The following is a 16,512-nucleotide window of genomic DNA, read 5'->3' as shown; positions in this document are numbered from 1 at the left end:
GCTCGTCGGGCTGATCCAGCAGGTGCGCGGGAGCGGGCTTGCCGGCTGCGTCCGCAAAGCCCCGCACGGTTTTGCTCGCCCAGGGCGATCCTTCCGCCCCACGCGCGGCAGCCATCTTATCATTCCCCTGCTTCGCGTGATAAGGTGTCGCGGCTCCCAATGATTTTTGCCGACGCGAAGCGGCGGAATGGAGGATCCTTATGACCCTGTTCGCCCTGCAGGGCGCCGTGGAGCTGGGGCTCATCTACGCGCTGGTCGCGCTCGGCCTCTTCGTCTCCTACCGCGTCCTCGATATCCCCGATCTGACGGTCGACGGCAGCTTCACCCTCGGCGCGGCCGTCTCCGCCGTATTCACCGACGCCGCCCACCCCTGTCTCGGCATCCTGTTCGCCGTTGCGGCGGGCTGGTGCGCCGGCATGGTGAGCGCCTTTTTGCAGACCAAGCTGAAAATCCAGCCGATTCTCGCGGGCATCCTCGCGATGACCGGGCTCTATTCCATCAACCTGCGGGTGATGGGCGGGCGTTCGATGGTCTCCCTGCTCCGGGTGGATACCGTCTTCTCCCCCGTCTCCGGCCTCTCCCTCGGCAAGCTGCTCGTCGCGCTCTGCGTCACCCTGCTCGTCTGCCTCTTCCTCGTCCTCTTCTTCCGCACCTCGACGGGGCTGTGCATCCGCGCCACCGGCGACAACGAGACGATGGTGCGTTCCTCCTCGATCAACACCGACCGGATGAAGTTCCTCGGCCTCGGCCTCGCCAACGCCCTCGTCGGGCTTTCGGGCGGGCTGATCGCCCAGTACCAGAACTCCGCCGACATGAATACCGGCGTCGGCATGGTCGTCATCGGGCTTGCCTCCCTCATCATCGGCGAGGCGATCTTCGGCAAGCCCAGCGTCCCCCGCAACATCCTCGCGGTCGTGCTCGGCGCGATCATCTACCGCATCATCTACGCGTTCGTCATGGCGCGCGGCATGGCCGCATCCGACCTCAAGCTGATCTCGGCGGTCATCGTCACGCTGGCGATCTCCTATCCGGTGGTGACGGACCGCTACCGGCTCCATAAACTGATGAAGGAGGCGGCCAAGGATGTTGGAGCTTAGAAAGGTCAGCAAATCCTTCTTCCCCGGCACCCCCAACGAGCGTCGCGCCCTTGTGGACGTCGACCTCTCCCTCGCGCCGGGCGATTTCGTCACGATCATCGGCGGCAACGGCGCGGGTAAATCGACCCTCTTCAACGCGGTCGCCGGGAACTTCCTCGTCGACGCGGGCAACATCCTGCTCGACGGCAAAAACATCACCTTCCTGCGGGACTACAAGCGCGCGCGGCAGATCGGGCGGCTCTTCCAAGACCCTCTGGCGGGCACCGCGCCCAACATGACGATCGAGGAAAACCTCGCGATGGCCTACCTGCGCGGCATCAAGAAGGGGGTGAGCCTCGGCCTCAACAAGAAGGACGAGGACTTCTTCCGCGAAAAGCTCTCCGAGCTCGGGCTCGGGCTGGAGGACCGGCTCAAAACCAAGATGGGCCTGCTCTCGGGCGGCCAGCGGCAGGCGGTGACGCTCATGATGGCGACGATCGTGCCGCCCAAGCTGCTGCTGCTCGACGAGCACACGGCGGCGCTCGACCCGGGCACCGCCGAGAAGGTCTCTGAGCTCACCCGAAAAATCGTTGAGCGGGACCACATCACGACGATGATGATCACCCACAACATGCAGCAGTCGCTCGAGATGGGCAACCGCACGATCATGATGGACGAGGGACGCATCGTCCTCGACCTCAAGGGGGAGGAGCGCGCCGGCATGACGGTCGACGGGCTGCTCGCGCTCTTCCGGGCCCACAGCGAAAAAGAGGGGGACAACGACCGCCTCCTGCTCTCCTGACCGCACCCGCCCGGACAAATGATCAGAATAAAAAAACAACCGCCCGGCGGGCGGTTGTTTTTTTATGTAGGTCAGCCGGCGGGCGGGTCCCCGGGCGTGCCGGAACTCTGCGAGGCGGCGGGCGGCGTCTGCGTGCGCGCGTGCTCCTCGAGCGCGTCCCGGAAAGCGCCGCGCAGCACGCGGTAGAGCCAGTCCCCCGAGGCGGGGTCCATCCGCGCGTCCCGGATGCCGTTTTTGACCGCGGTTTTGATGATGAGGTACATGATCCACAGAACGAGCGCATAGAGGCCGACGGCCAGGAGCATCGGGAATAACAACGCGAAGAAACTCATCGGATTCTCCTTTCCGGTGTGCGGTCAGAGCTCCCCGATCGCCGCGTCGAAGCGCGGGACAAGCCCCAGACGGTCGGGGCCGAGGTGCACCTGAAACTGGTAGATGTCGTGCCCGGGGAAGTGGTTCGCCTCGATCATGACGGGGCGCTCCTCCGTAATCGCCACGTCCCAGCCGATATAGCCGAGCTCGGGGATGTGCAACGCCGCCTTTTTGACCAGGTCGACCGCCTCGCGGTACATCGGGATCTCGCAGCCGATCAGGTCGACGCCCGTCATCGGGTGCTGAAAATACGCCTTGCCGTCCTTGTCGGCGCCGGGGGTGCAGATTTTACCCGTCTCTTCGTCCACCAGCACCGCCATGCCGCCGCTGTTGAGGTTGTCGACCCGCTTGCCGTTGCCGATGCGCATGCTCGAGAAGACGAGGCGCACCTTCCCGCCGCGGCTGATCGTCACGAGGCGCAGGGTGTTGACCGACAGCGGATAAATACGGCTGATGTCCGGGTGCTGGACAATGAACTCCTCGACGAGGTACTGCTTGCCCTCCCGGAGCATATCGTAGAGCCCGACGATCCGCGTGCCCGTCTCAATGAATTCGATGCCGCGCCCGCAGGTGCCGTCAAGCGGCTTTGCGACGACGCGGGGATGCGCCTCGCAGAACTGCTCGAACCCGGCGCGGTCGGCCTCCCGCAGGTCAATCCAGTCGCGCCCGTGGAAGCCGTCGAACCGCTTGAGGAACTCAACCTTGTCCTCGAGCAGGTGCCAGTGCTCGCGGGGGTTTAAAAGGCGCACATATTCGTTGTTTTTGCCGCGCGTGATGTAGGTCTTCCGCTGGTCGGCGGTGAGGTGATAGAATTCGAACACGAGGTAGTCCATATAGCCCGCCTGGTACTTGAAGCCGCAGGCGGCCATATCCACGAGGGTGGGCAGCACGCCCCTGCCCGTACGTTCCTTTACGGTGCGCGCGGTGTCCAGCATCGCGCCGAAATTCATTCCCGCGATGCGCTTTGCCACATATTTGAGATTCGGCATGGCCTCACACGTCCCTTCCCTTGCCGGGCTGCATACTGGGGCAGCGACCCCGCCCGCCGGCGGCGGGCCCGGAGTTCGCTCACGGCGCGCCAGGCCGCGCCAATTAGAAAGTGTGCTAATGATACCACAAAAACCGTCATTTTTCAACAGGCGGTTTTCCTTGCAGTAAAATGAAAGTCGCCGCGCACTGTTTGTTTGCAGGCGATTCCTGCCAACAAATTACGAATGAATGAGGTAACTATGAAAAAATTACTGACGCTTTTACTCGCCCTCACCACCGCCGCCTCCCTCGCGGCCTGCGGCGCGCCCGAAACGCCCGCCGAGCCGAGCGAGCCGGCGCCGTCCGCTTCCGAACCCGCGGAGGAGTCCTCGGAGCCGGAGGAAAACGAAGCGGAACCCGCCGCCATGCCCGGGCAGGAGCGCCTCTCCGTGGCGGACGCCTCCCGCTTCCTCGGCACCGTCGAGGACTTCGCGGTGGATGACGCGGGACAGACCGTCCTGCTGATGCGCCGCGCCGCCGGCTCCGACCTGCCGCAGGAGCTGAAGGTGACCCTCACGGAGGACACCAATTACGGCTTTGACGGCGCCCAGCTGGGCAACGGCGCGTTCCTCGAGGTCTATTACGGCGGGGAGCCGGATGAGACGGGCGCGGTGGACGCCATCGCGGTCAACGACCTGATCTCGGAGGACCTCGTCGTCTACAACGGCACGCTCGTCGAAATCACCACCGACCCTGAAAAGGAAGAGGGCTGTTCCCTGCTGCTCGACCCGCTGACGGAAGACGGGATGCAGTATGTCTTCCACGTTGACGAAAGCACCCAGTTTTACCTTGACTTTGCCTCCCTCAAGGCGGGCGACAAGCTGCATGTGATCCACAGCCCCGCTTCGACCCGCAGCCTGCCGCCGCAGAGCGCCGCGTGGGAGATCTCCCCCTACACCGAGCCCGAGGCGGGCGAGCTGCCCGCGCCCGCGGCGGAAGCCCCGGCGGACGGCGGAGACGCGCTCGTCGAGGCGCCGCTCGGCTCCCCTGAAAATCCCATCGCGTCCGAGCCCGCCGCGGAATAATCCATCCCAGAGCGCCCGGCAGGCGCGCGGAGCGGCCGCCGTTTTTGGCGGCCGCTTCGGTTTTTATACGGATACAGCCGGTATTAGCATTTCTGTCCGCGCGCCGATTATACCGCGTGCCAGCGTCTGGCAGACGGGTTTCCTGATTTTGGCCGGGCCTTCCGGCCGGTGCGCGTCATTGACTTGCAGATGCCAAAATGGTATAATTTCTTTTATTGTGAACCAAAATTCGCGCGGGAAAACCGTCAAATATCGGAGGCTTACTGATGAAAAAAGTCGTTTCCCTGCTCCTTGTTTCGGCGCTGCTGATCGGCGCGCTCTCCGCCTGCAAACGGAACGAACCCGAGCCGGAGCCCGCTCCGCCTGAGCCTGTGACGCCGACCTACGACTACCAGGACGGGGAATACGCAGTCTCCTACGCCGTCCCCGCGCTCGACCGCACGCTCGACTACCTGACCATCTCGATCAAAAACGACGAGATCACGATCGTCGAGGCGGGCTGCAAGGAGGACGTTTCGCTGCCCGCCCCGTCGGAGGAAACCTCCGGGGACGCGGCCTCCGCTCCCACGGAACCGGCCGCGCCGTCGGAACCGGCCTCCTCCGACGCGTCCTCCGAAGCCGCCCCCGCCGGGGAATCGGAGTACGAGGCCAAAGCCAACGCCCAGATGAAGGACATCGTCGCCGAATATGAAGCGGTGGAGGGCGATCTCGAACGGATGGAGCCGGTCGAGGGCGCAGAGGAACACACCTACCGGTTCATGCGCATGATGCGCACCGCGCTCAAATTCGCCAAAGCGGGCGACCATACCCCCGTCGAGCTTGGCAAATATGAGGACGGCAGCTATGAGGCGGTCATGCCCTCCTTCAGCGCGAGCGGCTGGAAGGATTACGTCCGCCTCACCGTCAAGGACGGCCTGATCACAGACATCGACTTCAACGCCCAGAAGGAATCGGACCCCTCCGTCCTCATCACTGACGATCCCGACCTCAACAAGGAGGGCGCGACCGACTCCCCTTCCGTCTACTACCCGGCAATCGCCAAGGCTTTCACCGACTCGAACGAAAACCTCGACAGCCTCTCCGTCCCGACGGGCGGCGCGGCGGCCGCGAAATCCTTTCAGAAGCTGATGAAGCCGCTGCTGGCCAGCATGATTTCGGGCGGCGGCACCCAGATCACCGCCCCGCGCTATGTCGACGGCACCTACAAGGCGCAGATGAAGGAGTTCGACGAGCACGGCTGGAAGGACTACGTCGTCGTCCAGATCCGCAGCGACAAGGTCTCGGTCAAGGAGTTCGACGCGGTCTCCAAGGCGGATGAGAACAAACTCAAATCGCAGGACGCGGAAATGGCCGCGCAGATGGAGGAAAAGACCGGCACCAGCCCCGAGGCATATACCAAGGAGCTGCGCTCCAACCTGGACGCCGCCGGTGGCGACCCGGTCGAGATGGACACCGTCGCGGGTGCGACCGTCTCCTCCAACAACTTCCGCCTGCTGGTCGGACAGATCCTGGCCACCGCCGCCGTGAACGGCGACACCGAGAAAACCCTCGAGGTCGAGTCCTTCCCCGCCGACCTCGGCCCCGCCGAAGAGGAGGCCGCCTCCGCTTCGCAGGACGCCGCGTAAATTACATGGCAACGGAAAAAGCCGCCCCGAATGGGGCGGCTTTTTTGATAACCTTTTGATATTGTCCGGACATGTGCCGGACAATATCACCTTGTAGCGTAAAATGCTCAAAGATTTGATCGACAAGCTGAACGCCGCCGGTTTCCCGGCGGCGTTTGTATCTCTCTCAGAGGTCGAAGGCGTCGTGGATCGCGCTGACGGCGCGTTCGCCGTCGGCGAGCGCCACGAGCACCGAAATCTTGATCTCGCTCGTGGAGATCATCTGGATGTTGACGTTCGCTTCCGAGAGCGCCTCGAACATCTTGGAAGCGACGCCGGGATTGGACTGCATCCCCGCGCCCACGATCGAGACTTTGGAGATGTTGTCGTCGCAGATGATGCCCTTGCCGCCGCAGCGCTCGTTGATGTCCTCCATCAGTTCGAGCGCGAGCTGTTTGTTGGAGCGGTTGACGGTGAAGCTGATGTCCTTGGTATCGTCACGGCCGATCGACTGGAGGATGATGTCGACGTTGACCTTTTTCGCGGCAAGCTGGGAGAAGATTTTGAACGCGATTCCGGGCTGGTCGGGCACCCCGATGATCGAAATGCGGGCCACGTCGTTATCACGCGCCACCCCTCTGATGAGCATCTTTTCCACTTTGACAGCCTCCTTAATCTTGGTGCCGGGGTTCTTGGTGTAGCTGGAGAGCACCTCCAGGTTGACATTGTATTTTTTCGCCATCTCCACCGAGCGGTTGTGGAGCACCCCCGCGCCGAGCGTCGCGAGCTCGAGCATCTCATCGTAGGTGATCTCGTCGAGCTTGTGCGCGCCGGGAACGAGCCGCGGGTCGGCGGTGTACACGCCGTCGACGTCGGTATAGATCTGGCAGAGGTCGGCGTGCAGCGCCGCCGCCAGCGCGACCGCGCTCGTATCCGAACCGCCGCGCCCGAGGGTGGTGATATCGTCATAGCGGTTGATCCCCTGGAATCCCGCCACGATCACGATGTTGCGTTTGGCGAGCTCGTTGTCGAGCCGCTCCTTGTTGATGCGGCGGATGCGCGCCGCGCCGTGGGTGGAATCGCTCAGGAAGCCGGCCTGCCACCCCGTGAGCGAGATGACCGGCAGCCCCATCCGCTCGATGGCCATCGCCAGCAGCGACATGGAAATCTGCTCGCCCGTGGAGAGCAGGACGTCCATCTCCCGCTTGGAGGCCATCGGGTTGATCTCCTGCGCCTTGGCAATGAGGTCGTCGGTCGTGTCGCCCTGCGCGGACACCACCGCCACCACGTTGTTTCCCGCGCGGTAGGTGTCGGAGATGATCTGCGCCACATTGAAGATGCGTTCGGAATCCTTCACGGACGACCCGCCGAACTTCTGTACAACCAGGTTCATATGGTTTTCCTCCAGATCTATGTAGTACGCCCGGGGGAACTTTTGAAAAAGTACCCCCGGGACCCCTTCAAAACTTTACGTCAGGCCGGCCGCCCTGCCTCAGCAGCAGGCGCTGCCCGTGCTCAAAAACATGCCCGGGCCTCTTTCTAAACCCGTTCGATGACGGTGCCGGCATTATCTATAGACAGTGTATGCACCTGCCAGCCGTCCAGTCCCAATTCCGGGAGCCGCCGCGCGATGCAGTCGCCGAAATCGCGCAGGTTCGCGTCGACAATCGCCATGATGGTGGGCCCCGCGCCGCTCAGGTAGGCAGCGTAGGCGCCGAGCTGGAAGCAGGCGTCCATCACTTCTCCGCCGCCCTTCACGAGCCCCATGCGGTAGGGCTGGTGCAGGCGGTCGTCCGCCGCGACGCGCAGGTTGTGGTAGTTTCCGCTGTAGAGGGAGACGGACATGAGCGCGGCGCGGGAGAGGTTGAAGACCCCGTCCCGGCGGGGCACCGTGTCGGGAAGGACGCCGCGCGCCTTCGCGGTCGACAGCTCGAAATCGGGGATGATCGCGACAAAGCGCAGGTCGTTTTTGATCTCCTGCTTGACGTACCACACCTTTTTCCCGTCGAAGACGGCGGTGACAAGCCCGCCGGTCAGCGCGGGGGTGGAGTTGTCGGGATGCCCCTCGATCCCGGCGGCGAGGTTCAGCAGCTCGTCGTCCGAGACGGGGTTCCCCATCAGGCGGTTTGCGCCCTTGAGCCCGGCGATCACGCAGGCGGAGCTGGAGCCCAGCCCGCGCGTCAGCGGGATGTTGTTGATCTGGCCGATCTTAAGCCCCCGGAAGGGCACGCCGCACAGCTCGTAGAGCCGTTTGGCGGTCGTATAGACGAGGTTCGTCTCGTCGGTGGGAATCTCCTTGCCGTCGAGCGATTCGATGGCAAGCCCGTCGTACTCCTCCAGCGTGACATAGTTATAGAGGCCGACCGCCAGCCCGATCGAGTCAAAGCCCGGCCCGATGTTGGCGCTGGTGGCCGGAATCCGCAGCTTCAGCATCAATAGTCGAGCACCCGGATCTTGCTGAGGATCGACACGCCCTTCTCCTCGAGCTTTTTGCAGGCGGCGTCGATCTCCCGCTCGGTCGCGGCGGGGGTGATGAAAGCGGCCTCGTTGGAGGGCTTGCCGTCGCGGGAGAGCGCCTTGACCTTGCCGAAGAGCTCCACCGCGTCCTCGAGCGAATTGCTCTCGAAGGAGCGGCAGCGCAGGTACATCGCGGTGACGTTGTCCTCACGCGGGGCGACGTTGCCGCCGTTCGATTTCTCCCAGCGCAGCGAGGGGCTGGTATCGGTGGCCTTGGCGCACTCGATCACGTCCCCGACCACCGCCGAGGCGGTCGGGTATTTGCCCGCGCCCTTGCCATAGAAGACCACGTCGCCCGTCGCGTCGCCGCGCACGAGGATGCCGTTGAAGACGTCGTCCACGTTGCCGAGCTGGCTGTCGTGGCTGACGAACGCGGGAGTCACCATGGCGGTGATGGGCGCGCCGTTCACCCCCCGTTTGGCGCGGCCGATCAGCTTGATGACGCTGCCGCACCCGGCCGCGTAGGCCACGTCCTCCTGGGTGATCCGCGTGATCCCCTCGGCGTAAACGTCCCGCGGATAGACGTGGGAGCCGAACGCCAGCGAGGCGAGGATGCAGATTTTGCGGCAGGCGTCCTTGCCCTCGACGTCGTCGGCGGGGTTGCGCTCGGCATAGCCGAGCTTCTGGGCGAGCGCGAGCGCGCTGTCAAAGGTGACGCCCTCGCGGAACATCTTGGTCAGGATGAAGTTTGTGGTGCCGTTGAGGATGCCGGCGATCTCCTCGATGCGGTTGGCCGCCAGGCACATGTGCAACGGGCGGATGATCGGGATGCCGCCGCCGACGCTCGCCTCAAAGAGGTAGTTGACATGGCGGCTGTGGGCGATATCCAAAAGCTCCGCGCCGTACTGCGCGACCAGCTCCTTGTTGGAGGTGACCACGCTCTTGCCCCGTTCGAGGCAGGCACGGGTATATTCGTGGGCGGGCTCGAGCCCGCCGATCACCTCGACGACGATTGAAACGCTGTCGTCGTTTAGGATGACGTTGAAATCCTTGACGAACCGGTCGGCATAGAGGCTGTCGGGGAAATCGCGCACATCGAGGATGTACTTGAGATCGAGCTCCTGTCCCGCCTTCTTTTCAAGGCTCTCCTTATTTTTGAAAAACACGTCGACAACGCCGGAACCGACGGTGCCGCAGCCCAGAACCGCGATATTGATCATGACATGGTACCTCCAAACGTATTTTGACGGGAAAGGGATCAGATCGTCTTGGCCTCGACGATTCCGTCGAGCGCGCCAAGCATTTCGATCATCTCCGAGCGGGAGAGGCTCGACTGATTGGTGCGCACCGACACCGTCGCGATCGCCACGCCGTCGACCGGAATGTTCTGGTTGACGGTGATGATGTTCGCGCCGGCCTTGTAAAAGGAGCTCAGCAGCGAGGAGAGCACGCCGGGGCGGTCCTCGAGCGTCAGGTAGAAGGTCACGAGGTTCTCGTTCATCCGCTCGTCGTACAGATAGATCGCATCCTTATACTTATAGAACGCGCTGCGGGAAATGCCCGCCATCTGCGCCGCCTGCGAGGAGCTTTTGGCCTTGCCCTGCGCCAGCAGCATCTTCGCCTGCACGACCTTGAGGAATACATCCGGCAAAACCTGCGCGTCGACCAGCAGGAATTTCAAATTTTCGGACAAAGCGTCCACCCCTCGCATACTTTTGTATTACAGACAAATACACTATACCACACCTACCCGCCAAAGTAAACCGTCACTTTGTCACAGATTCGCAGATTTTGCAGATCGGTTCTGGTGAAGATGTCCATGGGGAACTGCCTGGCTGGATTTTTTCCATTCCGGCAGCAGTCCTGCCAATGTTTTTCGCACCGTACGAACCGGTGTTTTTTCGCCGCCGTCTGCATACCCTTTATAGGAACCATTTTGTTGAAAGGAGGCGGCGGCGTGCAGGCGGACGACAAATTCCGCGTCGTGGTGGGTATCCTCTATTATGCGGCGCTCGGCGCGGCGGTCTATTTTGCCGTGCGCTACCTGCTCTGCTGGACGCTGCCCTTCTTCCTGGGCGCGGGGGTGGCGGCGCTGCTGCGCCCCGCGACGTTGAAATTCGCAAAAAAAACGCACATGAAGGAGTCCTGCGCCGCCGTCCTCGTGCTCCTCTTTTTTTACCTCGTGGCGGCGGGGATGCTCGCTCTCTTCCTCACCATCCTGCTCGCCCAGCTCTACGAGCTGCTGCTCCGCTTGCCCGAGCTCTACGCCGAAAACGTCGCGCCGCTGTTCGACCAGCTCAGCGGATGGTTCTACGGGCTCGCCGGGCGCTTCGGGGCCTCGGCGGAGGGCGGGCTTGAGCAGTTTTCGGGCGCGGTGTCCGACACCATCCGCCAGGCGGCGGTCGACGGCTCCACCCATCTCGTCAGCTGGGCCGCCGGTCTGGCGGCTAAATTGCCCATCCTGCTGATCGCGGCGGTTTTCACCGTCGTGATCAGCATGCTCACCGCGACCGGCTACCGGCAGGTGGGCGCTTTCCTCTGCGGGCTCTTCCCCGGCAAATGGGAGGAACGCCTGCGCGGGCTCCAGCGGTTTGGGCGGGAGACGGTGTGGAAGATGGTGCGCGCCTACACGATCATCGTGGCGGTTACCTTCCTGGAACTGCTCGCCGGACTGTGGCTGCTCGGTTTCCAGTATGTGCTTCCGGTGGCCGCCGCCATCGCCCTGCTCGACATCCTGCCCCTCATCGGCACCGGCACCATCCTCGTCCCGTGGGGGATCGTGCTGATCGCGGGGGGCGACCTTGTGGGCGGCGTGGGGCTCATCTTGCTCTTCGCGCTCATCGAGGTGCTGCGAAACATCCTCGAGCCGCGCATCGTGGGCAACCAGATCGGCCTGCACCCCATCGTGACGATCACCGCCATGTACGCGGGACTTAAAATCGCGGGATTCTGGGGGATGCTTGCCGCGCCGGTCGCCGTGCTGCTCGGACGCTACCTGTGGACGGGAGCGGCCCCCGAACGGCGGGCCGAGGCTTAAAGGGCGGTCAGCCGTTCGATCGCTTCGGGCAGCTCGCCCGCGCTTTTGACCTCCGCGTCCGCGCCCGTGACCTCCGCGGGGAACAGCCCGTAGAGGCAGCCGACGAAGGGAACTCCGTTTTCCCGCGCGGCCGTCCTGTCGAAGTGCCGGTCGCCCACCATGACGGCCGCACCGGGGCGCTCGGTTTCGAGGATGTGGGCCAGCAGCTGCGGCTTGTCCCAGCCATCCCGGCCCTCGGGCGTGCCGTCGAAGAGGGGCAGCAGCCCGATCTGCCCGAGGACGAGATCGGTATATTCGCGCCGCGCGTTGGAACAGAGATAGATTTTATAGCCGAGCCTCCGGAGTTCCCGGAGGCTCTCTTCCACCCCCGGATAGGCGCGCGCCAGACCGGGGATCGTCTCCCGGATCGCCTGGACGACGTGGAAATTGAATTCCTCGTATGTCTCCATCGAGCCGTCGGGTGAGATCACCCTGGCGTTGTCGGCGGCGGTCCCGCCGATCAGCGTCATCAGCAGGCTGTCCGGCAGAGGGTCGCGCCCGGTAAGCGTAAGCGCCTTGCGGTAGGCGGGCAGCAGGAACCTGTCCGATTGGCTCAGGGTCCCGTCGAGATCGAATGCGGCCAGTTTTTTCATCCATACATCCTCCATCCATATGATACCTGTTTTAGTATATCACACAAAAAATCGGAATCATATTGTGCAACATCGAGAAATATTGCCGCGAAGAAAGGAATTTTTTGCCCACCCTCCCACGGATTTCCCCCGCGCCGCTCCAATAAAATATTCCTTTGTTTTTTGGGGGGATCATGATATACTGATAATATCTATCAGACCATTCCACGAACCATCGGAAAGGATGTCGAATTATGGGAGAAGCGGGGACTTTTAAGACCACCACTTTTGGCGGCTTTGATAAGAAATCGGTGCTCAGCTATATTGATGCGCTCAACGAGCAGTTCCACGCCGCGGAGGCGGACTATGCCGCAAAGCTGGAGGAATACGCGCGCGCGCAGGACTCGCAGGTCGCGCACATCAAAAAGCTGGAAGCCCAGCTCGCCGACCAGGAGGGCAAGCTGACCGCCGTGGCCGAGCAGCTGGAAAAGGAACGCGGCATCGCGCGGCAGGCGCAGGAGATGATCTCCGAGCTCGACACCCAGAACAAGGCCCTGCAAAAACAGCTTTCCGACAGCGAACGCGAGCTGCAGATCCAGATCGAACGCGGCCGCCAGCTTCAGTTCAAGGCGGAGAGCCTCGACTATAAGAGCAAAAAATACGACGAGCTGTCCGGCCAGATCGGCGACGCGATGATCGAGGCGAAGCGAAACGCCGACCAGATCATCGCCGAGGCAAACGGCAAGGCCGCGCAGATCACCGACCAGGCGCATGCCTACATGCGCAACTTCTACAGCGAGCTCGGCAGCTTCAAGGGGGACGCGGCGCGCCTGCGCAAGTCGATTGAGGAGATCCTCTTCGTGCTCAACGACCGCATCGACGTGATGCAGGAGGTCGTGCGGCAGGTCGAAAAGAAATTCGGCGACGACACGCGGCTGGATTACACCGAGGAGCAGCCGCCCTTCTCCGAGCCCGCGGACGAAGCGGGATACCTGGGAGGTGCCGTGGATGAACACCTTCCGGATTGACGCCTCCGCGCTCTCCGAAAAGGCCCCGGAGCTGCGCGCGGGCGACCGCGTCCTGTTGTCGGGCACCATCTACACCGCGCGCGATGCGGCGCACAAACGGATGATGGCCGCGCTCAGGGCCGGGGAGCCGCTCCCCTTTCCGCTTGAAGGCGCGTGCATCTACTTCGCGGGGCCGACCCCCGCGCCCGCCGGTATGGCGATCGGCTCCTGCGGGCCCACCACCTCGGGACGCATGGACCCCTACACCCCCGCGCTGATGGACCGGGGGCTGACCGCCACCATCGGTAAGGGCGGCCGCTCGCGGGAGGTCTATGACGCGATCGTCCGCAACCGCGGCGTCTATCTCTGCGCGATCGGCGGGGCCGGCGCGCTCGCGGCGCAGTGCATCACCTCCTGCGAGGTCATCGCCTACGAGGATTTGGGGTGCGAATCGGTCAAGCGCCTCACCGTCCGCGGCTTCCCCCTCATCGTCGCGGCGGACTGCGCCGGTCAAAACCTCTTTGACGCGGGGCGCGCCGCATACCGCAAAGAAGCGTAGCGCACGAGCGTCGGAGACGAAAGTCTCCGGCGCTCTTTTTGCGTCCTGAAGCCGCGAGGCGCGCCGCTGAGGGCGAGGCTCGGGGGGCGGGACGCGCCGTCCCGCGGACGGCGCGGGCGGGCTCCGCCCGCCTCGCCCTGCCTGCGGCAGGGCGGTCCCGCCCCCGGTCCGTCTCCCCCGCCGCGCCAAAAAGGCGGGCCGCTCACGCGGCCCGCCCGATATTTCCCGTCTATGTTTCCGCGCGCTCCCCGGCGGCAAAGAGCCCGCCGAGTTCGAGCCCCGCGCGCCGTGCCATCTCGGAGGCGAGCGCGGCGTCCTCCGCGAGCTCCCCGGCGGAAAAGCCGGGCAAGCCGCCCCCGAGCTCCGCGAGCGGGTCGGCGATCCGCTCAAAGGCCGCGAGCGCGGAGGTGAACGCCTCCCGCCCAACGCCGAAGGAGGCGGCGAGCGCGGCGGCCTCGTCGACGCCCCGCATGAGCTGCGCGGCAAGCGCCCGGCAGATGACACGCATCGCGCGCCCGCGGCCGGGCGGTCCCGCGTAGTGACAGTCGGGCGCGAAGCAGCGGATGAGCGGCAGCACCGCGGCGAACGCCTCGCTGTCGCCCCCCGCGAAGAGGATGAACGGCCCGTCGAGCCCCTCCCGGCCGAACACACCGCAGTCAATATAGGCCGCGCCGAGGCGGCGCATCCCGTTTGCGGCCGCGTGCGCGAGCGCGGGGGAGGTGTCGGTGAGGTCGATGAAGATCTGCCCCGGACGCACGAAGGGCGCGATGCTGTTGCAAAGGCGCGTCAGGTCGGCGGAGGCGTCAAGCGCGACCACGATTCGATCGCAGCGGTCGCAGAGCTCGGCCGCCGTGGCGCAGACGTTTACGGCGCGGCGGACGCTCCTGCCGTCCGGGTCGTAGACCGAGAGGTTCCGCGCCGTCTTTTCAAGCAGCTGTCCGACGACCGCGCGGCCGTTACCGCCCAGCCCGATCACGCCGATCTCCATGGGCGCACCCCCTCCGCTTTGATGGTTTCATTATAACAAAATCCCCGAAAGATTGCCACAGGAAATAAATATCCCCCGGCAGGGCCGGGGGATATTGGAGATTACGGATTGAGGGAGTAGTTGGGAGCTTCCTTGGTGATGTAGATGTCGTGCGGATGGCTCTCCTTGAGACCCGCACCGGTGATCTTGATGAACTGGGCGCGCTCGTGCAGGTCGGGGATCGTCCTGCAGCCCGTGTAGCCCATGCCGGCCTTGATGCCGCCGATCAGCTGGTAGATCGTGTCCGCAACGGTACCCTTGTAGGGGACGCGGCCCTCGACGCCCTCGGGGACAAATTTCTTTTTGCCCTCCTGGAAGTAGCGGTCGCTCGAGCCCTCGCCCATCGCGGCGAGCGAGCCCATGCCGCGGTAAACCTTGAAGCTGCGGCCCTGGTAGATTTCGACCTCTCCCGGGCTTTCCGCGCAGCCCGCGAGCAGCGAGCCGAGCATGACGGTCGATGCGCCGGCGGCAAGCGCCTTGACGATGTCGCCCGAATATTTGATGCCGCCGTCCGCGATGACGGGCACGCCGTATTTGGAGGCGGCGCAGGCCGCGTCGTAGACGGCGGTCAGCTGCGGCACGCCGATACCCGCGACGACGCGGGTGGTGCAGATCGAGCCGGGGCCGATGCCGACCTTGACCGCGTCCGCGCCCGCCTTGATGAGGTCCTCGGTGCCGGAGGCGGTGGCCACGTTGCCTGCGATGATGGGGATTTCGGGATATTTCTGCTTGATGGCTTTTAAGCAAGTGAAAATGTTGGTCTGCTGCCCGTGGGCGGAGTCAAGCACGAGCACGTCGACGCTCGCCTTGATCAGCTCGTCCACGCGGTCCATATAGTCGTGGGTGATGCCGACCGCGGCTCCCGCCAGCAGCCTCCCGCCTCTGTCGCGCGCGGAATTGGGGTACTGGACCGCCTTTTCAATGTCCTTGATCGTGATGAGTCCGCGCAGATACCCCTCGCCGTCGACGATCGGGAGCTTTTCGATCTTGTGCTTGCGCAGGATCTGACGGGCATCGTCAAGGGTGGTGCCGACCGGAGCGGTGACCAGGTGGTCCTTGGTCATGACCTCCTTGATCTTGATGCCGTAGTCCTCGAGGAAGCGCAGGTCGCGGTTGGTAAGAATGCCGACGAGCTTTCCGTTCTCGCAGATGGGCACGCCGGAAATCTTATACTTGCCCATGATTTCGTCCGCGTCATAGACGAAATGCTCGGGCGAAAGGTAGAACGGGTTGGCGATGACGCCGTTTTCCGAACGCTTGACGGTGTCGATCTCGTCGGCCTGCCGCTCGATGCTCATGTTCTTGTGGATGATGCCGATGCCGCCCTCGCGCGCGATCGCGATCGCCATCTTGGAGGTGGTGACGGTATCCATCGCGGCGGTCAGAAAGGGGGAGTTGAGCCGGATTCCCCTGACCAGCTCGGTGGAGATGTCCACATCCGCGGGGACCACCTCGGAACGCGCGGGAACCAGCAGCACGTCGTCGAAGGTGAGCCCTTCCTTCGTGAATTTTTCACTTGCATTCGTATTCAGCATACGTCCTCCATTCCTCATCTCATCAGTATTCCGCGCCCTTGCAGGCGGTTATATTTTTACTATCATAGCACTTATCCCTGACGCAATCAATAGCCTTTATTGCTAAATTTTGCACCCCCGAGCACTAAATCCTGTATGCGGTGCACTGCGGCGGTTCTGTGCGCCGGGGAAATACAAAGGACGCCGCGGACGGCGGCTCCCGCCGGTCGTCCGCCTCTCTCCACCCCGGCGGAACAGCGCCGTATTGTCCGCTGCCGGCAGGCAGCTCCACCCCGCCCGGACCAGCCGCGGAGGACGCGGAGCCGGTTGACCGCGCGCCCGGCGCATGATAGAATAGGTCCAGATAGAAATGACGACGTCAGGAGGCGTTT

The 16,512-nt window shown here is 63.7% G+C and carries 16 protein-coding genes; 7 read left to right on the top strand and 9 right to left on the bottom strand.

From position 1 onward, the window contains the following. Window positions 1-200: 200 nt before the first annotated feature. Window positions 201-1,097 (top strand): ABC transporter permease, encoded by an 897-nt coding sequence (locus NE609_RS07945; RefSeq protein ID WP_121585853.1) that lies wholly within the window; start codon window positions 201-203, stop codon window positions 1,095-1,097. Then, window positions 1,084-1,878 (top strand): ABC transporter ATP-binding protein, encoded by a 795-nt coding sequence (locus tag NE609_RS07940; RefSeq protein WP_256152235.1) that lies wholly within the window; start codon window positions 1,084-1,086, stop codon window positions 1,876-1,878. Before NE609_RS07945 ends, NE609_RS07940 begins: the two co-directional genes overlap by 14 nt. Window positions 1,879-1,949: 71 nt before the next feature. Here the strand turns inward: NE609_RS07940 and NE609_RS07935 are convergent, their stop codons facing one another. Together NE609_RS07935 and NE609_RS07930 are read right to left on the bottom strand one after the other, a co-directional pair. After that, window positions 1,950-2,210, bottom strand: a complete 261-nt coding sequence (locus NE609_RS07935) for a hypothetical protein (RefSeq protein WP_256152234.1) — start codon at window positions 2,208-2,210, stop codon at window positions 1,950-1,952. Between the two features lie 24 nt (window positions 2,211-2,234). After that, a complete protein-coding gene (locus tag NE609_RS07930) occupies window positions 2,235-3,239 on the bottom strand; it encodes a sugar-transfer associated ATP-grasp domain-containing protein (protein ID WP_256152233.1) in 1,005 nt (334 codons plus the stop codon). 240 nt (window positions 3,240-3,479) lie between these two features. On the opposite strand from NE609_RS07930, the gene NE609_RS07925 reads away from it, so the two are divergent. Both NE609_RS07925 and NE609_RS07920 read left to right on the top strand, forming a co-directional pair. Then, window positions 3,480-4,304, top strand: coding sequence for a hypothetical protein (locus NE609_RS07925; RefSeq protein WP_256152232.1), 825 nt, complete (start codon window positions 3,480-3,482; stop codon window positions 4,302-4,304). 266 nt (window positions 4,305-4,570) lie between these two features. Then, window positions 4,571-5,929 carry a hypothetical protein gene (locus tag NE609_RS07920; RefSeq protein WP_256152231.1) on the top strand — a complete coding sequence of 453 codons (1,359 nt, stop codon included), beginning with the start codon at window positions 4,571-4,573 and terminating at the stop codon, window positions 5,927-5,929. Window positions 5,930-6,095: 166 nt separating this feature from the next. Here NE609_RS07920 and NE609_RS07915 read toward each other — a convergent pair whose 3' ends face one another. The 4 genes from NE609_RS07915 to NE609_RS07900 form a co-directional block, all read right to left on the bottom strand. Further along, a complete protein-coding gene (locus NE609_RS07915; protein WP_101551161.1) occupies window positions 6,096-7,301 on the bottom strand; it encodes an aspartate kinase in 1,206 nt (401 codons plus the stop codon). A 146-nt stretch (window positions 7,302-7,447) separates the two neighbouring features. Then, on the bottom strand, window positions 7,448-8,341 hold the full coding sequence (gene thrB / locus NE609_RS07910) for a homoserine kinase (protein WP_101553233.1): 894 nt from the start codon (window positions 8,339-8,341) through the stop codon (window positions 7,448-7,450). Continuing rightward, window positions 8,341-9,585 carry a homoserine dehydrogenase gene (locus tag NE609_RS07905; RefSeq protein WP_121585866.1) on the bottom strand — a complete coding sequence of 415 codons (1,245 nt, stop codon included), beginning with the start codon at window positions 9,583-9,585 and terminating at the stop codon, window positions 8,341-8,343. The genes thrB and NE609_RS07905 overlap by 1 nt, the downstream gene beginning before the upstream one ends. A gap of 38 nt (window positions 9,586-9,623) precedes the next feature. Beyond that, entirely contained in the window at window positions 9,624-10,067 is a 444-nt protein-coding gene (locus NE609_RS07900; RefSeq protein ID WP_242970844.1) for an ACT domain-containing protein, read from the bottom strand. Between the two features lie 255 nt (window positions 10,068-10,322). Between NE609_RS07900 and ytvI the strand changes: the two genes are divergently transcribed. Then, window positions 10,323-11,402: a sporulation integral membrane protein YtvI gene (gene ytvI, locus NE609_RS07895; RefSeq protein ID WP_256152230.1), complete on the top strand. Its 1,080-nt coding sequence runs from the start codon at window positions 10,323-10,325 to the stop codon at window positions 11,400-11,402. Here the strand turns inward: ytvI and NE609_RS07890 are convergent. Then, window positions 11,399-12,034, bottom strand: a complete 636-nt coding sequence (locus tag NE609_RS07890) for an HAD family hydrolase (protein ID WP_256152229.1) — start codon at window positions 12,032-12,034, stop codon at window positions 11,399-11,401. The two genes, ytvI and NE609_RS07890, sit on opposite strands and share 4 nt — an antisense overlap. A 233-nt stretch (window positions 12,035-12,267) precedes the next feature. On the opposite strand from NE609_RS07890, the gene NE609_RS07885 reads away from it, so the two are divergent. Beyond that, window positions 12,268-13,041 carry a hypothetical protein gene (locus NE609_RS07885; RefSeq protein ID WP_101551169.1) on the top strand — a complete coding sequence of 258 codons (774 nt, stop codon included), beginning with the start codon at window positions 12,268-12,270 and terminating at the stop codon, window positions 13,039-13,041. Continuing rightward, window positions 13,022-13,579: a FumA C-terminus/TtdB family hydratase beta subunit gene (locus tag NE609_RS07880; protein ID WP_101551171.1), complete on the top strand. Its 558-nt coding sequence runs from the start codon at window positions 13,022-13,024 to the stop codon at window positions 13,577-13,579. The genes NE609_RS07885 and NE609_RS07880 overlap by 20 nt, the downstream gene beginning before the upstream one ends. 229 nt (window positions 13,580-13,808) lie before the next feature. Here the strand turns inward: NE609_RS07880 and NE609_RS07875 are convergent, their stop codons facing one another. After that, window positions 13,809-14,567 carry an NAD(P)-binding domain-containing protein gene (locus NE609_RS07875; protein ID WP_256152228.1) on the bottom strand — a complete coding sequence of 253 codons (759 nt, stop codon included), beginning with the start codon at window positions 14,565-14,567 and terminating at the stop codon, window positions 13,809-13,811. A gap of 101 nt (window positions 14,568-14,668) precedes the next feature. Next, window positions 14,669-16,141, bottom strand: coding sequence for an IMP dehydrogenase (gene guaB, locus NE609_RS07870; protein WP_172439228.1), 1,473 nt, complete (start codon window positions 16,139-16,141; stop codon window positions 14,669-14,671). Window positions 16,142-16,512: the final 371 nt, after the last annotated feature.

Origin of the sequence: Anaerotruncus sp. DFI.9.16, assembly GCF_024461615.1 — a bacterium.
GTDB classification, from domain to species: Bacteria; Bacillota; Clostridia; order Oscillospirales; family Ruminococcaceae; genus Anaerotruncus; species Anaerotruncus massiliensis.
Note: the sequence above shows the minus strand (reverse complement) of the source record. Positions and strands in the feature narration are given on the sequence as shown.

Coding starts and splice junctions, on each gene's coding strand:
- NE609_RS07885 (WP_101551169.1), top strand. CDS start 12,268: ATGGGAGAAGCGGGGACTTTTAAGACCACCACTTTTGGCGGCTTTGAT.
- guaB (WP_172439228.1), bottom strand. CDS start 16,141: ATGCTGAATACGAATGCAAGTGAAAAATTCACGAAGGAAGGGCTCACC.
- NE609_RS07875 (WP_256152228.1), bottom strand. CDS start 14,567: ATGGAGATCGGCGTGATCGGGCTGGGCGGTAACGGCCGCGCGGTCGTC.
- NE609_RS07880 (WP_101551171.1), top strand. CDS start 13,022: ATGAACACCTTCCGGATTGACGCCTCCGCGCTCTCCGAAAAGGCCCCG.
- NE609_RS07930 (WP_256152233.1), bottom strand. CDS start 3,239: ATGCCGAATCTCAAATATGTGGCAAAGCGCATCGCGGGAATGAATTTC.
- thrB (WP_101553233.1), bottom strand. CDS start 8,341: ATGCTGAAGCTGCGGATTCCGGCCACCAGCGCCAACATCGGGCCGGGC.
- NE609_RS07935 (WP_256152234.1), bottom strand. CDS start 2,210: ATGAGTTTCTTCGCGTTGTTATTCCCGATGCTCCTGGCCGTCGGCCTC.
- NE609_RS07945 (WP_121585853.1), top strand. CDS start 201: ATGACCCTGTTCGCCCTGCAGGGCGCCGTGGAGCTGGGGCTCATCTAC.
- NE609_RS07925 (WP_256152232.1), top strand. CDS start 3,480: ATGAAAAAATTACTGACGCTTTTACTCGCCCTCACCACCGCCGCCTCC.
- NE609_RS07915 (WP_101551161.1), bottom strand. CDS start 7,301: ATGAACCTGGTTGTACAGAAGTTCGGCGGGTCGTCCGTGAAGGATTCC.
- NE609_RS07920 (WP_256152231.1), top strand. CDS start 4,571: ATGAAAAAAGTCGTTTCCCTGCTCCTTGTTTCGGCGCTGCTGATCGGC.
- NE609_RS07905 (WP_121585866.1), bottom strand. CDS start 9,585: ATGATCAATATCGCGGTTCTGGGCTGCGGCACCGTCGGTTCCGGCGTT.
- NE609_RS07940 (WP_256152235.1), top strand. CDS start 1,084: ATGTTGGAGCTTAGAAAGGTCAGCAAATCCTTCTTCCCCGGCACCCCC.
- NE609_RS07890 (WP_256152229.1), bottom strand. CDS start 12,034: ATGAAAAAACTGGCCGCATTCGATCTCGACGGGACCCTGAGCCAATCG.